The organism is Porphyromonas sp. HMSC077F02, assembly GCF_001815465.1.
GTDB lineage: Bacteria > Bacteroidota > Bacteroidia > Bacteroidales > Porphyromonadaceae > Porphyromonas_A > Porphyromonas_A somerae.
Window position 1 is genome coordinate 7,858 of the sequence record NZ_KV820688.1, and the last position, 15,869, is coordinate 23,726.

Annotated in this window: 17 protein-coding genes; all 17 read right to left on the reverse strand. The window is 50.5% G+C overall.

The features are described from left to right. Window positions 1-199: 199 nt before the first annotated feature. The gene (locus tag HMPREF3027_RS08370; RefSeq protein ID WP_070708085.1) at window positions 200-1,213 is read right to left on the reverse strand and encodes a porin family protein; all 1,014 of its coding nucleotides are present in this window, start codon (window positions 1,211-1,213) and stop codon (window positions 200-202) included. Between the two features lie 24 nt (window positions 1,214-1,237). Further along, window positions 1,238-2,011, reverse strand: coding sequence for an ABC transporter permease (locus HMPREF3027_RS08375; protein ID WP_070708087.1), 774 nt, complete (start codon window positions 2,009-2,011; stop codon window positions 1,238-1,240). Continuing rightward, window positions 2,001-2,705 carry an ABC transporter ATP-binding protein gene (locus HMPREF3027_RS08380; RefSeq protein ID WP_070708089.1) on the reverse strand — a complete coding sequence of 235 codons (705 nt, stop codon included), beginning with the start codon at window positions 2,703-2,705 and terminating at the stop codon, window positions 2,001-2,003. Before HMPREF3027_RS08380 ends, HMPREF3027_RS08375 begins: the two co-directional genes overlap by 11 nt. Before the next feature lie 9 nt (window positions 2,706-2,714). Then, entirely contained in the window at window positions 2,715-3,647 is a 933-nt protein-coding gene (locus HMPREF3027_RS08385) for an ABC transporter substrate-binding protein (protein ID WP_070708171.1), read from the reverse strand. 12 nt (window positions 3,648-3,659) lie between these two features. Next, window positions 3,660-4,091 carry a DUF695 domain-containing protein gene (locus HMPREF3027_RS08390; protein ID WP_070708091.1) on the reverse strand — a complete coding sequence of 144 codons (432 nt, stop codon included), beginning with the start codon at window positions 4,089-4,091 and terminating at the stop codon, window positions 3,660-3,662. Then, window positions 4,078-4,998 (reverse strand): bile acid:sodium symporter family protein, encoded by a 921-nt coding sequence (locus HMPREF3027_RS08395; protein WP_070708093.1) that lies wholly within the window; start codon window positions 4,996-4,998, stop codon window positions 4,078-4,080. Before HMPREF3027_RS08395 ends, HMPREF3027_RS08390 begins: the two co-directional genes overlap by 14 nt. Next, the gene (locus HMPREF3027_RS08400; RefSeq protein WP_246830568.1) at window positions 4,995-5,708 is read right to left on the reverse strand and encodes an MBL fold metallo-hydrolase; all 714 of its coding nucleotides are present in this window, start codon (window positions 5,706-5,708) and stop codon (window positions 4,995-4,997) included. The genes HMPREF3027_RS08395 and HMPREF3027_RS08400 overlap by 4 nt, the downstream gene beginning before the upstream one ends. Beyond that, on the reverse strand, window positions 5,693-6,697 hold the full coding sequence (gene hemH, locus HMPREF3027_RS08405) for a ferrochelatase (protein WP_070708097.1): 1,005 nt from the start codon (window positions 6,695-6,697) through the stop codon (window positions 5,693-5,695). The genes HMPREF3027_RS08400 and hemH overlap by 16 nt, the downstream gene beginning before the upstream one ends. Next, window positions 6,681-7,301: a ribonuclease H1 domain-containing protein gene (locus HMPREF3027_RS08410; RefSeq protein WP_021902641.1), complete on the reverse strand. Its 621-nt coding sequence runs from the start codon at window positions 7,299-7,301 to the stop codon at window positions 6,681-6,683. The genes hemH and HMPREF3027_RS08410 overlap by 17 nt, the downstream gene beginning before the upstream one ends. 3 nt (window positions 7,302-7,304) lie before the next feature. After that, window positions 7,305-7,955, reverse strand: a complete 651-nt coding sequence (locus HMPREF3027_RS08415) for a thiamine diphosphokinase (RefSeq protein WP_070708099.1) — start codon at window positions 7,953-7,955, stop codon at window positions 7,305-7,307. Further along, entirely contained in the window at window positions 7,936-8,520 is a 585-nt protein-coding gene (gene pnuC / locus HMPREF3027_RS08420) for a nicotinamide riboside transporter PnuC (protein ID WP_246830569.1), read from the reverse strand. The genes HMPREF3027_RS08415 and pnuC overlap by 20 nt, the downstream gene beginning before the upstream one ends. 51 nt (window positions 8,521-8,571) lie before the next feature. After that, window positions 8,572-9,159 (reverse strand): ribosome biogenesis GTP-binding protein YihA/YsxC, encoded by a 588-nt coding sequence (yihA, locus tag HMPREF3027_RS08425; protein ID WP_070708101.1) that lies wholly within the window; start codon window positions 9,157-9,159, stop codon window positions 8,572-8,574. Window positions 9,160-9,161: 2 nt separating this feature from the next. After that, window positions 9,162-10,130 (reverse strand): diacylglycerol/lipid kinase family protein, encoded by a 969-nt coding sequence (locus tag HMPREF3027_RS08430; RefSeq protein WP_070708103.1) that lies wholly within the window; start codon window positions 10,128-10,130, stop codon window positions 9,162-9,164. Further along, window positions 10,127-12,304, reverse strand: a complete 2,178-nt coding sequence (locus HMPREF3027_RS08435) for a cation:proton antiporter (RefSeq protein WP_070708105.1) — start codon at window positions 12,302-12,304, stop codon at window positions 10,127-10,129. Before HMPREF3027_RS08435 ends, HMPREF3027_RS08430 begins: the two co-directional genes overlap by 4 nt. A gap of 6 nt (window positions 12,305-12,310) precedes the next feature. After that, the gene (locus HMPREF3027_RS08440) at window positions 12,311-13,225 is read right to left on the reverse strand and encodes a 1-acyl-sn-glycerol-3-phosphate acyltransferase (RefSeq protein ID WP_246830570.1); all 915 of its coding nucleotides are present in this window, start codon (window positions 13,223-13,225) and stop codon (window positions 12,311-12,313) included. 16 nt (window positions 13,226-13,241) lie between these two features. Beyond that, window positions 13,242-14,348, reverse strand: coding sequence for a 4-hydroxythreonine-4-phosphate dehydrogenase PdxA (pdxA, locus tag HMPREF3027_RS08445; RefSeq protein WP_070708110.1), 1,107 nt, complete (start codon window positions 14,346-14,348; stop codon window positions 13,242-13,244). 228 nt (window positions 14,349-14,576) lie between these two features. Continuing rightward, window positions 14,577-15,602 (reverse strand): DUF4837 family protein, encoded by a 1,026-nt coding sequence (locus HMPREF3027_RS08450; RefSeq protein WP_070708173.1) that lies wholly within the window; start codon window positions 15,600-15,602, stop codon window positions 14,577-14,579. Window positions 15,603-15,869: the final 267 nt, after the last annotated feature.

Below are 15,869 nucleotides of genomic sequence, written 5' to 3' on the forward strand. Positions count from 1 at the left end.
ATCCTAGAATGGGTTGTCCGACCCACAAGGGGTCAAATGGTGGGGGTGGGTCTGTTTTTGGCCCCCTAGTCATCGGCTCTACGAGCCCGACTAGGGGCTATGATCCGTCTGACCTCCCACGAGGGGAGGTCATTCATGGTAAGTCCTTTCTAATGCGTAACCCCTGGGTTAGACTATATTGATTTATAGGGGCCTTTAATTAGAAGGCGAATTGGAATTGGAGTCGGAGGGTGTGGCCTTTAGCTACTGGGAGCATCACCTGCTCAGTAGGGTGGGTGTAGCGGTACTGCATCTGTACGCGGCAATTGCCGTAGAACCATTTGTCTAGGCCTAATGTGGCGGTATATAGTTTGCCCGACTGGTCCATATCAGGCTGTAGATAGTCACCGCTGACTACTAGGTCGTAACGCTTGGGTAGATGAATGGCGGCTGTGAGGTAGGCACCCATGCTCTTAACATTTTTATCGCGGCCATACATATACTCTGTAGAGAGGCTAATCGGCTGGTAATTGGCAATAACGCCTGCACTGACACGGTGACGCATATAGCTTTCGCCCGCTTGGATTCCTTTGGCAGTACCCATAGCTACCTGTTTTCCACCAAGGTAGGAGGTATGTAGGCTAAGCCCCTCTATTGGTCGAATATAGAGAGAGCCTCCGAGTAGCTTCCCGAGGTTGAGGTCTGTGGCATTCATCCCTTGACCATTCATTGTTACGAATTTGTAGGAAACGATGTTTTTGAATAGATCGCCTGATAGCTCAATACCCATGTCACGACCTGCGGTACCGTAGTAAAGCGGGTCCATGCCTACACCAGCAAAGTAAACGGTAGGCATACTTCCGCCGATGGCAAGCGGATTGAGGAAAGGAGCGATTTGGTTTTCATGCCCAAAAGGAGTCTTAAACTGCCCAATCTTCACCTTTAGCTCAGGCATAAATGCGTACTGCATGTAGAGGTCCTTGAGCATCACTGGTTTATTAAATTGCACTGTGATACCCATGCTCCATTTGTCGGTAATCCGACCAAGTCCTAGGAGCTCTATCTTATTGATGCCATAGGTATTGTGCTTCTGGTCGTTGTCGTAATAGCCCCCTTCGCTATAGATTTGTCCGTATCCTTTGATTGTAATACGATTAGCAAAGCTCTCTTTCTGAGCCGATGCGGTACCTGCTACAAGGAGTAGTGCGGTAATAAGTAATGTAATTCTTTTCATGTTTCTTGTGATATAATAATGATGTTACTTGTCACTAGGCGAGAGCTCTTGCCAAGGGCAAAGGAGAAGCTCTAGTAGGTCGGTGAGTAGGAAGAGCAGAAATCCCGCAATACTCAGTATAGCTATCCCTCCATACATAGAGATGTAGTCAAAGCGCATCCAGGAGTCGATGATAAAGTAGCCCATCCCTTTGTCCGTACCGTAGGTCTCGGTGACGAAAAGCACCGAAATAGCTGTCCCGATCGCCACTCTTAGGGTAGAAAGGGTATCGGGAAGCGTTGCCGGTAGTAGTACGTGCCGGTAGACTTGCCAACTTGTAGCCCCTAAGGAGGTGGTGATAAGAAAACTCTCACGGGGGATATTGTAGAGACTGTCACGGATATTGACGATGATCTGAAAGAGGATGATCAGCACAATCATAGTGATCTTACCCCCGTCGCCCAATCCTGCAATCAGCATCACGATGGGGAGTAGTGCCAGCTTGGGAATAGGGTAGGCGAGATAGGTGAAGGCACTCATCACCCTCCCAAATCGGTGCCAGCGGTACATGGCGTAGGCCATACTCATCCCTAGTACAAAGGCGATCGGTAGTCCCAGAAGTACTCTATAAAGACTTGCCCACAGGTGTCGTCCCATCTCTTGCGAAAGGAGGGTGGGAAGGGCTTGATAGACCTTTAGAGGTGAAATGATAGCGGTACTGCTGAGGATGATTGATGCTACCCACCAAAGTAGATTGATGAGCAACAGTCCTACCACTGTACGGTAGAGTAGGGCCTTCAGTCGTTGACTACTTTTCATTCCTCAAGATCTCTTGTAAGATTTGCTCCGCATTCGGCAGATGGGTATCAGCTATCACCTCTCCTGGGGAGCCCCCTAGAATTATCACCCGATCCGTGAATCCCTCTATCTCTTGCGGATTGTGGCTCACCATTACTGTGGTAACCCCCAGCTCCTTTTGGAAAGCTTTGAATAGCTCCTTACTGCGAGTGGCAGTGGAGATATCAAGTGCTGAGAAAGGTTCGTCCATCAGAAGGAGGTCGGGCGACTGGACAAAGGCACGGGCAAGAGCTACCCTCTGCTTCTGTCCGCCCGATAGCTCGGAAGGGTAGCGATCAAGGAATGCTCTAATCTCTAGCCGATCCACGATACTCTGTAGCTCACCGATCCTTAGGCACTTTTTCCCTAAGGTGTGAGGGAGTAGAATATTCTCTCGTACCCGCTTCCACGGCAGTAGCCCATAGCTCTGAGGCACTAGTGCAATGGAGTGCTTCTTGGGATTGGGGGGCTCTCCATTGATCAGTACCTCGCCACTGTAGCCTTTGAGGATGCCGGAGAGGATGTTGAGTAGGGTCGACTTACCGCTGCCCGAGACCCCCGTGAGCCCTATCACCTCGCCCTCGGCAAGGGATAGGCTCACGCGGTTAAGGGCTTGGGTCACCCCTCCTCGGCCGTGATAGCTATAGGAGAGTTCTTTGATGGTGATCCTACTCACGATACACGATTACTCTGGCAAGTATTTGCTCGAAACGAGCCCCTTGATATCGTACTCTGCGGGAACCAGTTGCTTCGCTTGTAGCCATTGTAGGGTCTCGCTGAGGTCCTTCTCCGAAGGGAGCGTGGCGTGAGTATAGTTAGGAAGTACCACCTTATCCGCTAATTCTGCAGGTACTCCAGCATCATTGATCAGTACCTCCACCCACTCTTGGCGGTCGTGGCTATTGAGGTAATCCACGCCGAGGTTGTAGGCTTTGAGAAGGGCACGGATTGACTCCCCCTTTTCGGTCAACGCCTTCTCTGTGAACATGGTGCCAGTAACCGAGATGCCGAGGTCACGGGTAGAGGAGAGGGCTACGAAACCTTGAGCCTTAGAGATAGAGATGAAAGGGTCAGGGAAGACTGAGGCATCTATCTGCTTGGAGACCATCATCTCCATACGGAGAGGAATCTTATTAATCTCAGGCTTCTCTACATCAGCTTCGGCAAGTCCACCAGCCTCTAGCATCTTATCGGTGGCATACTCTATCACGGTATTGCGAGAGACAGAAACTTGTTTCCCTTTGAGGTCGGCAACGCTCTCCATTGTGGGCTGAGCCATCAACTCAAAGTAGCCGTCGTGTTTCACCACAATCGCCAAGGGAAGTCCTGCCGCCTGCTGTATCGCTGCGCCTGTATAGTCAATAACGGTGCCATCGAGCTGACCACTCCTAAAAGCGGCATCGCGGTCGTTGGCAGAGAAAAACTTTACGATCTCCAAGTCCAAGCCAAGGCTATCGGTATAGCCCATCTTCTCGGCAATTACGTAGGGAAGGTAGTCGAGCGACGACATCGCTCCCACCTTTAGCGGAGCCAGTGCGGTCTGCTCCTCCTTATTCTCCTTTTTACAACTGGGGAGTAGCAGTGCCATAACTGCCAATACCAATAATACTCTTTTCATAACGGTCATCATTTATAATAAAGATTCAACTTCTCTAAAAGCGTCTGCCTCCCGATCCTCTTCGGCATAAAAGGTAATCGGAAAGAGGGGTAGCTCCTCCAGTGCGTCATTGAGCGTCTCTTGAAACGCCCCAATGTTGCGGGTGTAGAAGCACCAGAGTCGTCGTCCCTCGCCTGTCACTTGGTAGGCGAGTAGAGCGAGGTTATTCTTCTCTAGTGCAGGGATAAGAGCCTCCTCTAGGCTATTCATCTGCTCCGCCACCTCCTCTGCAGGCATATCCGAGTTGTCGCCATTGTACTCCCAAGTGATATCTACTCGAATGGGGTATTTACCCGACTCTAGTGCTATAGGCATCTCACGCCGGATCTGTAGGAACTGAGCCTTCTCTTGATCCCTCTCTCCATTAATGATGATGGAGATCATCTCTTTACTAATTCGTGCCATTCTTTTTGCGTAATGATTTTTGATAAGCGGCCAATTCGAGCGAATTGATCACATTCTGCACCACTATATATAGGGTGGGGATAAAGGCTACCTTAGCATCAAGGAAAAGGATCGCGAGCCAGATAGCGAAGACGGTATTCTTCTGCCCGAGGGTTTGCCGACCATTGACTCGTCGCTCGCCAGTCAGTCGTGAGGCCTGACCTCCAACGTAGTAGAGTGCCAAGGTGGTGACGAGAGTGATGAGCGAAAGGAGTAGGGTGTACCTCGGGGTGAGGTGGTCATTAGTGAGGTAGGTGTGTATGGCGGTGGCAATCAGTATCATGATATTCACAGCCCATATCCAGAAGGTGAGGAAGCTGAAGTTCGCCAAGCGGTCGTGCCATTTGGGGGCAAAGTAACGTAGTGCCCATGCAACAATCAGTGGCAATACGAGCAAAGCCGAAACCTGTCCGAGTATGGTGAGCACGGTGCTCCAATAATTGGCTGCCATCTCGGGGTGAAGGAGACCGATCAGCACTGGTCCTATTAAGGCAATCGCCACATTGCTAAGGATCATATAACTGGTGACAAAGGCGATGCTTCCACCCAGCATTCCTGTAATCACCGAGGCAGCCGTGGCGGTAGGGGTGAGGATAATGAGTGCCACCCCCGTGGCTATGGTTACATCAAAAGGCTCAATTACTAGGAAAGCGATGATGCCTAAAAACCACTGGAGGGCAAAGAGCAAGGCGTGGGTGCGATTGAGCTTCATCTCCTTCGGACTCACCTTAGTGTAGGAGAGAAGTAGCATCAAAAATAGGGTATAGGTAGTCAGTGGGGCGAGGTGGTGTAGCCAGGGGTAGAATAGAGCTCCCAGCAACATGGCCCAAAGGAGGGCATAGTCTTTGATAATGCGAAGGGCGTTCATAATAGTTGCCTTGCGGTGAGTGGTTGAGGAAGTAATAGGTTGAAATGGTGTTGCCTAGCCAGAGCTTCCAATTCGCTAGGATTGAGTTGACCATTGAGATGCATTGGGGCAAGGTGGCGAATCGAGATAAGGCCAAGTAGCTCCCGAAGCCCCTTTAGATAATCTTTGCCTAGCCTCAGGTCGGTAGGGAACATCAAGAGATCTAGCTGGGTTACCTCTGCCGTTAGCCTTGTGAGCTCCGCCTGCCACGCAGCTTCGTACTGGCGGATATAGCGGTCATCGGCCTCTTCGTTCCAGTGCCAGTTGTTCAGGTCGCCAGCGTGGAAGAGGGACAGCCCCTCCACTTTACAGTAGAAACTACCGCCCACATCGGTACTACCAAAGGCTTTCACCCAAAGGTGGTTATCCTTGTAGCTCTCGCCAGTCTCTAGGAAATGCACCTTGCAGAGTTGATCAGAGGGTACCTTGTCCCTTAGTTCGCTGTGAAAGATATAGTGCAGTTCTCGCCCGCCAAACTCCTTGAAAATCGCAGGCGAATAGTGGTCGTGGTGAGAGTGTGTAGTGAGGATATAGAGCGGCTTCTCCGGTGCTTTTGAGAGAATCGTATGAGGATCGCCCTCGCCGAAGTAGTCGAAGAGGTAAAAGGCATTGCTACCCTCCACGAGGTAGCAACTATGCTGTATAAAGTAAAGTGTCATGGTTTCGTCCATTCTATTGCCTCTGTGGTATGGTGATTGACTTGGTCGATGATACAATTTGCCATCGTCAGAGAGTCGTTGGGGCACTCTATCAGAGTGAGCTGAAGCTTTGCGAACTGCTCTTTCAGATCGATACCGACTTCCCAAGAGGTCTCTAGGCAGTCGCAGACGAAGGAGGGGCAGATGACGGAGACGTGCTTCTTTCCCTCTTTCGCCAGTGCCTTCATACGGCTCTCTAGGGTCGGGGTTAGCCATCTATTGTGCCCAAATCGTGACTGGTAGCAGATCTCGTAGGAGAGGTTCATCGCCTTGAAGCGTGGGTGTGTGGTGACTAGTCGGGTAGTCTCGCCGCACTGGTAGGGATAGTCTTTCTGTGGAATACCGGCATAGGCTTTATTTTGATAAAGCGGTATGCCGTGATAGGAGAAGAGTAGGTGACCGTCGGGGGTAGCGAACCGCTCAATCTGATCCAGAAGTGCTTCAATATAGAGTGAATGGTTGAAGTAAGGTGCAACGCAGTGGAGGGCAAAGGGGTAGCTCCCTTGCTGATGAACTTCCACGGCATGTGCTACGGCACTCTCGTAGCTACTCATAGCGTAGTGAGGGAAAAGGGGAACGAGCACCACTTCGGTAAAGCCCTGAGTGGTGATTCGCTGGTATGCCTCTTCAAGGGAGCCACGGTTGTACCGCATCGCTACAAAAGTGGCGATGCCACTTTCGCTCTCTATGCGAGTGCCCAATGCCTCGGTGAGTATCTGGAGAGGCGATCCCTCTGGCCGCCATATTTGGGCATATTTGTCTCTGGACTTGGGAGCTCGTGAAGGGGCAATGATGCCGTGCACTAGTATATTTCTAAAGGGTTGGGGCAACCCAATTATTCGCCGATCGGTGAGAAAGTCGGTGAGATAGTTGCGTACCTCTTTGGTCTCTAAGCTCTTTGGTGAACCGGTATTGATGAGTAGGATGGCACGCATATTGGCAGATTTACTTTTTACGCCCATAGTCGGCCGGTATCTCTCCCCATAGCTCAGTCTCCCACTTGAGGAGGGTAAACATAGAGAGGTCATTATTATGGAGCCAATTAACTGCCCGCTGTAGTACATGGTAGAGCTCTTGTGTCTCGGGAGTAAGCGGAAGCTTTGAATTGGGTTGCTTCTTACGAATCCACGCCTGTGCGGTGAGACTATCGGTGTAGATCGGCACGAAGTAATTATTTTGCTTCATCCACGCCATAGCGTGTACAATGGCTAGGAACTCACCTATATTGTTGGTGCCAACAGGGTAGACCTTGCTACTGAATAGTGGATCCTTGGTCTCAACCCAGACACCTCGGTACTCCATCGGTCCGGGATTGCCACTGGTGGCAGCATCTACCGATAGTGCAGTGAGGTCGATCTCGTGGCTACGGTCCAATATCCTTGGCTCCCCTTCGCCTTGGAGGGCATAGGGGTTTTGGAAAAGGGCTTCCGCCTGCTCGCGAGTGATCTCTTTGAAACTCTTGAATTTTGGTCGAGAAAAGTGACGCACTTGTGCTTGGCACTCCTCCCACGACTCGTAGATGCCAGGTTGGTGCCCTTCCCAAACGATGTAGTACTTATTGCCCATAAATTACCGCTTCTCTTGTGAAATGAATACGATGGCGATACCCTCAGAGTAGAGCTTTACTATAGGACTAGTGACCTGATTGAGGGTCGCTTGCCAAAGGGCTGTGAAGACCCTTTGCTCGAAAGGATAGGCAACGCCACTGGCACTCATCGGTAGCTCCTTTGTGGCGAAGAGGGAAAGCTCCCGCCCCACTTCTGTCTCTAATAGGCAATCGCCTTGAAAAGGGATGAGCCAGCCGTGAGGGCTATAAGCACACACTTCGGCTCCCATCTTGTAATACTCGGGGAGTAGAAAAATATTGCCCACCGAGTGATCCTCTCGCCGACCTGTAGCTCCGATAATGGCGATCTTTTTCCACCCCTTGTCAAAGGCAAAGGTGACGCCCTTGGTGAGGTCGTTGGTCTCTTGATCGGCGATCTTGGTAAAGGGTACGCCCGCCCGCTTCAGCTCCTCTTCATTCACTGAGTCTCCGTCACCTACCACGGCATCGGGCTTGCGTGTAGTAAGCTCTAAATAACGTCGGAGAGCACCGTCGCAGACCACTACGTGATGGGCTACCTGCAAGAGCCTTAGCGTCTCCTCATCATGGTGAAGGTCGCCATTTGCTACCACTACGACTTCGGGTGTGTATGGACTATTGAGGTTGATTTGCATCGTGCTGAAGCTTTAGTAGTTTACGCCAATTAAAATACCCCACCACCGAAATCACGGTGTAGAGGGTAAAGAATAAGCCAGTGATCGTGTAAGATTGTAGAAAGTAAAGGGTACAATAGATCGCATTCGACGAGATCCAGCAATACCAGCTCTCAATATACTTCTTTCCCAAAAGCCACATGCCATAGAAGCTAATAGCGGTAGCGGCGGCATCAAAAGCGGGAAAAGGGCTCCCCATATAGTACTCAAATAGAGGCCATAATCCCAGAAAAAGCAAGGCTACTAGGCCTAAAGTCCAGAGATACCGCTCGGGTAGATGGGAGATGGGGAGTTCCTTTGTCTCTCCATCTTTGCGGTGCTTGAGCCACTCACGCCAGCCCCAAACACAGGCGATGATGTAGTAGATATTGACCAGCACATTGCCGTACACCTCACTTTGCCATGAGATATAGATGTAGAAGAGGGGTAGCACGATGCCGACTGGCCAGAGCCAGACACTCGCCTTCATCTCTAGCCATACATAGAGGATACCAATGGTGGCTGCTACCAATTCTATTATTTGCATCAATTCCATAGAGCTCTCCTAAGGTTACAAAGGTACCAAATATATAGTGGGCTAGAGAATTTGCTCAATATACTCCAGCAGCTGCTCCCGCCCCTCACCACTCTCCGAAGAGGTGACAAATAGTGGGGGAAGCTCCTCCCAACTCTTGAGTAGCTCCTCCTGATAGGCCATGAGACTCATCTTTGCAGCCGACTTAGAGAGTTTATCGGCCTTCGTGAAGACAATAGAGAAAGGAACGCCCGTCTCGCCCATCTCATTAATGAAGTCGACATCTATCTTCATCGGTTTATGGCGGATATCCACCAGTACAAAGAGATTGACCATCTCCTCTCGCTGATGGATATAATCCTCAATCATCTTTTTGAAGCCACTCCTCTGCCCCTTGCCCACCCGAGCATAACCATAGCCAGGAAGGTCGACAATATAAAAGGAATCATTAATGAGAAAGTGGTTGATGAGCTGCGTCTTACCAGGTGTTTGGGAGGTTTTGGCTAGGCCTTTCACCCCCGTGAGTAGGTTGATGAGCGAAGACTTCCCCACGTTGGAGCGCCCGATAAAAGCTATCTCGGGTATTCCTTCCTTGGGGCATTCACTTAGCTTGCTACTACTGGTGATAAATTGTGCTTTATTGATTTCCATACTTACTTAAATCGCTCTTTGATATCTGCTGTCCATCCATAAAAACCGCTCGCCGCTTGGTGTAGCAGGTCGAGCATAGACTTATTGTAGCTCTCCTCCTTCCTACTGACCACCTGAAGAGAAGCGGGGCAGACCTCGATCTCTAGTCGGTCGGTCTTGTGCTTCGGCTCTCCATCAATGTGGTAATTGACCCTGTTGGGTGTCTCAATGAGGATATGCTTTCCTTTGTAGAGGGTGGCGTACTCATTCCTATCAATCCCCTTGGTAAATAACTGCATAGCTATTTTAGTCGCCTCAATATGAGGGAAGGGCTTGAGAATCGTGAGGTCCAGTACTCCATCCGTTAGGCTAGCATTGGGTGCAATGTAGGCATTATTGCCATACTGAGAGGCGTTGCCAATAGCAATGAGAAAGGCGGTTGCTGTCACCTCCTTACCATCGATGAGCAGGTGGTAGTCATTGGGGTGGTAGTTGAAGTATTCGCTTACCGCTTCCTTAGCGTAAGTGGTGAGTCCTCTAGCGTCGCTTTTGGCAAACTCCTTAGATATCTTCCCGTCGAAGCCGATACCACAAGTAACGAAAAAAGGGTCTCCATTGGCGGTGCAGGTATCCATCGTCATCACATTATTCTCAAGCAACACCTTCGTTGCTTCACTGGTGTCCAAAGGGATTTGTAGCTCACGTGCCAATCCGTTACCACTCCCATTAGGGATGATACCGAGCACCTTATCCGAATGAGTCAAGGCACGTGCTACCTCATTCACAGTGCCGTCTCCGCCTATTGCCACAATTACATCGTAGTCGCTATCCAGAGCCTTGAGTGCCAGTTCGTAACCATGTCCTTCATACTCCGTAGTGAGTAAACTGGCGGAATGTCCTGCAGTCTCTATCCGCTCCAATGCTTTTTGGTGGATAGAGGTTTGGCCCTTCTTAGGACCAGAAATAGGATTAGCTATGAGTAGATATTTCATTTCTTATTCGCTTGCAAAAGTAGGGTGGTTGGGATCTTGTGGATAATCTCAGGGTCCTCAGTGCGTAGCTCTTGCCATAGGTGGTAAGGCATCAGTAGGAGGTCGCAAGAGGACTTGATCTCCTCCAACTCTGCCTGCCCAGCTTGGTACTGCTTAATAGTTGCCTCGGTCGTTTGAGTAATGGTCTCTACCAAACTCCTAAAGCCCTCCTCTTTTTGATCCGAAAGAATGGCAATCTGCTTTGCCTGTTGCTCCAGACCACGATCTATTACCACACCGATGGCACAGTGAGGGATCCTCACGAAGTCCTCTGTATGGTCCTCAAATAGATTGTGGAGATTAAAGAAGTTGATGGTCTGAGAGAAGATTTTTGAAAAGCTACGACCAAACTTGAGATGCCGCTCCCGCATCGCCTTATCCTCGGGGTTGGCAGAGAGCTCTAGTCCAGCACCCACCAGTAGTAGGTCGGTTCCCTTTACCCTCGTCGCCTTGGCGATAGAGTGAAGCGGGTCATCCGTCACCTCATAATACTCCTCCACCCCGTATCCCGATGCATCGGCATGCGACTGAATAGGGGCGAAGTTTTGGCTCCGATATAGCTCGGCATCGCTCTTACTGGTATCACTTCCCACCGTGAGGTGTAGCCCCACCAATTCCACAGACTCCTCTGGCTTGGCAAATAGGCTCTCCACGATATGGAGCATCGTCAGCCCCATCTTACTTCTCGCAAAAGAGAAGAGGATATGGAAGTGCTGGCGATCGGCTCTTGTGGCACGCTTGGCCCATATTTTGTTGGTCAAGTTGATCACAGGGGTAGTCATAAAGGTGGTGACCAAGGTCATAATCACCAGCATCGCATAGATAACTGGCGAAAGGATACCCAGCTCTAGTCCCATAGAGAGAATCACCAGCTCCATCAGCCCACGTGTATTCATCAAAATACCCATATAAAGGCTATCGTGTGGCGTCTCGCCCACCACCCTACAGGCGGAGTAGGTGCCGCCAATCTTGCCAAAAATTGCCACGAGGGTTATCAGACCCGTAATCCACCAGTGGGTGGAGGTATTGAGCAAACCAATCTCCGTAGAGAGCCCACTTGATACAAAGAATAGAGGCAGGAATATCGCCAAGGCAACATCCTCAATCTTCTCCGTGAGCATATGCCGGAAATTGAGGTTGTCGGGCATCACCACTCCCGCAATAAAAGCACCGAAAAGGGCGTGTAGCCCCAGTACCTCCGTTACGTAGGCCGAGATAAGTAGAAGGGTAAAGGAGAGTGCTACCACTCCCTTTCCAGCCACCTCCTTCGTCTGATAGGTAGCTCCAATCATACCGAAAAGCGGGCGAACCACCCCAAACATAATCGCCATATAGACCCCTGCAAAGAGGATGGTAAAGAGGGCACTAAGTGCCGACCCAGCCTGTGCAATTGCCATGATTACCGCTAGTAGGCACCACGCCGTAATATCGCCATTCGCCGCACTCGCCATAGAGAGGATCCCTAGGCGAGATTGCATCTTACCCTGCTCTTGGATAATCCTTGCCAGCACAGGGAAAGCGGTCACACTCAGGGTGATACCCACGAAGAGGGCAAAGGTAAGCACCGTGGCATCGGCACCGCTATACTCCTCATAGAGAAATACCGCCAAGATAGCACCCAGTATAAAAGGGGCCACAATCCCCGAGTGGGCAATCACAAAGCTCTGCCGGAGTTGCTTCTTGATCTCCTCCAGATTGAGCTCCATCCCTATCACAAACATAAAGAGGATCAGACCAAACTGACTCAGCAATGAGATGTTGTGCAGACTCTCTTGTGGAAACAGGAAGTTGAAACCCTCCGGCCATAGCCACCCCACCACCGAGGGGCCTAAGATGATACCCGCCAATATCTCGCCAATCACCGAGGGCTGCCCCATCTTGGTAAAGAGCCACGCCACTAAGCGGGCGAATATCAAGATCACAATCACCTGCAAGAGCAGTAGCCCAAAGGTAGAGGTCACATGCCCATGTAGGATATCGGTAAATATCCCAAAGGCCTCCCCAAGTGAGACCTTGCCAGTAGGCTCCGCGTGAGGGTCGGGTAGTTGTGACAGTATGCCTACTACGATCACCCCTGCGATAAGGATGGCGATGTAGTAGAGCAGATCCTTCTGTTTATACCACTTTCGGCTCATAATGGTTCAATGATTCTGTAAATAATCGAGACGCCCTTTGTACGATGGTAGAATACCCAGGCACTGCCTCATCAGGTAGTCTCTACTTTTACTCAAATCTTTATGGCTCGATAGCTCATCGGGCATAATAGGGGCACCGATGTAGACCTCTATTTCCTCTCCCTTCTTATTAAATAACTCCCTTGGGATCAGTATTGAAGCAGTATCATACCCCCACCGCTCACCAAAGCGGTAGTATCGGCGAGAGTTGTTCCCCTCAAACATAATGGGGAGAACCGGAATACCCGCCCGCTTCATGATTCGGACATTATTGAGCTTCCACGGTATCTCCATAGGCTGTCCATACCGCTTTTGGTAGTGAGGCAATCCTCCCGCCGGAAACATTCCCACAGGGTGCCCACCCTGCACTCTATCCGCCACCATTCGTAGTCCGGAGATATTCTTTTGTGGGTCGTGCTCACGGTCTTTCATGATCGGTTTTACCGGTATCCAATACTCACTGAGAGCCGAAATCTTATTCAGCATCCCATTCACCAGCACCATAAAGTCCTCCCGCTCTCGTAGCATAATATCCAGCAATATCAGCCCGTCCAACCCGCCAAAAGGGTGGTTGGAGACGGTGAAGAAAGCCCCCATCTCTTTAAGTGCCTTAAGGTGCTCCCCGCCGTGAATCGTGTAAGAGACATTCACCCTCGGGTCTTGGAGCACAGCGGTTGTTAGCTCCGTTCCCCTCAGGTGCGTATAGTCGGAGTGCACCTCATTGAGTTCAGATACCCGAAGTGCCTTCATCAGCCCTACACCAGTAAGTCGCCCTATCTTACTTCCGAAGAAAGGGTGTACCTCATCTCTTAGATCCTCCACACTGAGGATCGGTGAAGCCGCTTTAGAATGCCCACTCCTTGATGCCCTAATTCTCGTCACGCCCCTAAGCTTTTATTTATAGTTCGTCATCACTCTTAGAGAGGTCTAGGCGCACATTGTCCTTACCCCTCTCTACATACTTCTTCTGTAGAGGGTTGGCTGTAGCCTCCTGATACCTTGCCCTATTCCTATAAATATCAATCGCTCTATAAATGGCATTGCGGAAAGAAGCCTCATTCGCCACCCCCTTACCACAAATATCAAAGGCGGTACCGTGGTCGGGCGAAGTGCGGATAATTGGCAGACCCGTAGTGATATTCACTCCTTCATCCATCGCTAGAAGCTTAAAAGGCAGAAGCCCCTGATCGTGATACATCGAGAGTACCGCATCAAACTTACGGTAGTGCCCACTGCCCCAGAAGCCATCTGCAGCAAAAGGGCCAAACGCCTGTATCCCCTCTTGCCATGCCTCCTCCACAGCTGGAGTAATCACCTCTACCTCCTCCTTGCCCAGGAGCCCATTTTCCCCAGCATGAGGGTTGAGCCCCATCACAGCGATCCTAGGCTTTTCAATGCCAAAGTCTTGCTGTAGTGTCCTCTCAAGCTGCTTTAGTCCGCTCTTGATGCCCTCCTTGGTGATGAAGGTAGCGACCTTGCTGAGTGGCTCATGGATCGTGAGTAGGGCCACACGGATCTCCTCTGCCACAAAGAGCATCATCGGCTGGTGACTCTCCTTAAAAGGCTCTGCAAAAAAGCCAGTATGCCCTACAAACGGAAAGGCCTCAGAGGTCATCACCTCCTTGCAGATAGGTGCCGTCACCACTGCAGCAATCTCCTCCTTGAGTAGCTCCTCACGCGCCATCATTAGTGCCTTCGCTGCCAGCTGACCCGCCGTGGCACTCGGTCTGCCATGTTGCACCAGAGCTTCTCTGCCCCCTTCATTCACCTCAATCAGGTTGATCTCCCCCTCCACCGCCTCACTCGCCGACTGAATCAAGCGAGTGCGCGCTGTGAGTTGGATCCCCAGCCCCTTTTTATAATAATTCCACGCCGGCAGGGTGCCATAGACAATTGGGGTAAATAGCTCCAAGCACCGCTCGTCGGCAAGCGTCTTAAGGATCACCTCATACCCGATACCATTAAAGTCGCCGTGGGTGATCCCAATTTTTATAGGTTCATTCATTCGTCGTTACTCATTTATATAGTGATTCAAAAGGGGAAGGGTGGAGGGGGCGGGTAGAGGAAGAGGGGCAGATCGTCATTCTTTGGTGGAGGCAGCAGAATGAATGAGATGCCAGGCGCTGAGGGCAAGGTGCACGTAGGGCACCAGGCACACACAAAAGGATGAGGCTGAAGGGAGCGTACTCACGTACGTGACCTAGGCGAATTCCGAAAGCAACGCAGCAGATCGTCATTCTGCTGCCTCCAGAGTATAAAGCTGTGACTCTGCTAGCAACATCAAGTTTTTCTTCGGTCCACCTGGGTAGTAAACCACCACCTCCACTACCAAAACCCGCTTATTGGCTTCGTCTTTAATAGCGTGTAGCACAAAAGGGCCACCCATCATATCCCCCACCATCGCCCAAAGACCACGCACCTCCGTCCGAGGAATGCCATTCGCCTCCACATGGCGAACCACCTGAGGTACCCGATGCTCCGTACTCATGTATGAGCCCTCGTGAGCACCTGCTACATTTTGTTGCAGTACACTATCTCTAGCGGCAATAATCCTATCCAGCTCTAGGCTCTGAGGTCCTTCATAGGGATAGGTGAAGGCAAAGAAGTCGGTCCGACCTTTCACCCCCTGATCCGATGCCCAAAGGAAGTGATCTCCCGTATGAGTGTATTCCAAATCGGTATTGACGCGAATGGTCCAACCCCCGATCTGCTCCTTCATCAGCTTTGCCACCTCGCTAGAGTAGGTTTGGTCAAAGGCGTGGCTCAGCCGTACCAACTCCTCCTTGTAAATCATATCGGCTATCGACTTCCCTTTCAAGCGCAAAAGTCGGTAGATCGACTCAAGGCTCTCCGCTCTAGCATGGATCAGTAGCTGTCCGCCTGCAAACTGATCGCGACTAATCCCGATAGAAGGACCAGTATACCGCTCCTCATCAATGGTAATGTAGAGGATATTCCTGAGCGACTTAAACATCTGCGAGAAGTCTCGCTCCCCTGTTATCATCACTGTGAGCAACTGCTCATTTTGTGGGAGCACCATCATCGGCATGCTGAGCGCTTGCTTCACGCTATCCCTTAGAGCTTCAGTGTCGTAACCATCGGGAAGCACCACCACCATCTCCAGTGGCTTACCAGTAGCTCCAAATAGACCACCCCCCTTACTGCTCCCCTTTCCACTGCAGGAGAAGAGCAGAGGCAGAGCCATCAACAAACATAGTAACCCACTCAAGGGTACATATCTATCCACCAATTGTTTCATTGCATTCATCAAGCTGATACACATTATATAATATATAGGCAAAGCAAGAGATGCTTAATACGCCTACACCACTATTAGACACAAATATACCAAAAAGCAAATATAAAGCCACCCCACCATCGCAATTTCGCAGGGGTTGCGCATTAGAAGTTAATGACCCTATAAAATATGAGAAAGCAGTGGCTCAAAAAGCCCATTTATAACGAACTGATATTCAACAGCATATAAAATCAAAAATTGAGTTGCAACTAAGCGATCGGCGAGTTG

What these genes read in the sequence shown, in the direction of transcription:
- HMPREF3027_RS08370 (WP_070708085.1), bottom strand. Translation starts at nt 1,213, where the DNA reads ATGAAAAGAATTACATTACTTATTACCGCACTACTCCTTGTAGCAGGT.
- HMPREF3027_RS08375 (WP_070708087.1), bottom strand. Translation starts at nt 2,011, where the DNA reads ATGAAAAGTAGTCAACGACTGAAGGCCCTACTCTACCGTACAGTGGTA.
- HMPREF3027_RS08385 (WP_070708171.1), bottom strand. Translation starts at nt 3,647, where the DNA reads ATGAAAAGAGTATTATTGGTATTGGCAGTTATGGCACTGCTACTCCCC.
- HMPREF3027_RS08390 (WP_070708091.1), bottom strand. Translation starts at nt 4,091, where the DNA reads ATGGCACGAATTAGTAAAGAGATGATCTCCATCATCATTAATGGAGAG.
- HMPREF3027_RS08395 (WP_070708093.1), bottom strand. Translation starts at nt 4,998, where the DNA reads ATGAACGCCCTTCGCATTATCAAAGACTATGCCCTCCTTTGGGCCATG.
- HMPREF3027_RS08400 (WP_246830568.1), bottom strand. Translation starts at nt 5,708, where the DNA reads ATGGACGAAACCATGACACTTTACTTTATACAGCATAGTTGCTACCTC.
- hemH (WP_070708097.1), bottom strand. Translation starts at nt 6,697, where the DNA reads ATGGGCGTAAAAAGTAAATCTGCCAATATGCGTGCCATCCTACTCATC.
- HMPREF3027_RS08410 (WP_021902641.1), bottom strand. Translation starts at nt 7,301, where the DNA reads ATGGGCAATAAGTACTACATCGTTTGGGAAGGGCACCAACCTGGCATC.
- HMPREF3027_RS08415 (WP_070708099.1), bottom strand. Translation starts at nt 7,955, where the DNA reads ATGCAAATCAACCTCAATAGTCCATACACACCCGAAGTCGTAGTGGTA.
- pnuC (WP_246830569.1), bottom strand. Translation starts at nt 8,520, where the DNA reads ATGCAAATAATAGAATTGGTAGCAGCCACCATTGGTATCCTCTATGTA.
- yihA (WP_070708101.1), bottom strand. Translation starts at nt 9,159, where the DNA reads ATGGAAATCAATAAAGCACAATTTATCACCAGTAGTAGCAAGCTAAGT.
- HMPREF3027_RS08430 (WP_070708103.1), bottom strand. Translation starts at nt 10,130, where the DNA reads ATGAAATATCTACTCATAGCTAATCCTATTTCTGGTCCTAAGAAGGGC.
- HMPREF3027_RS08435 (WP_070708105.1), bottom strand. Translation starts at nt 12,304, where the DNA reads ATGAGCCGAAAGTGGTATAAACAGAAGGATCTGCTCTACTACATCGCC.
- pdxA (WP_070708110.1), bottom strand. Translation starts at nt 14,348, where the DNA reads ATGAATGAACCTATAAAAATTGGGATCACCCACGGCGACTTTAATGGT.
- HMPREF3027_RS08450 (WP_070708173.1), bottom strand. Translation starts at nt 15,602, where the DNA reads ATGAAACAATTGGTGGATAGATATGTACCCTTGAGTGGGTTACTATGT.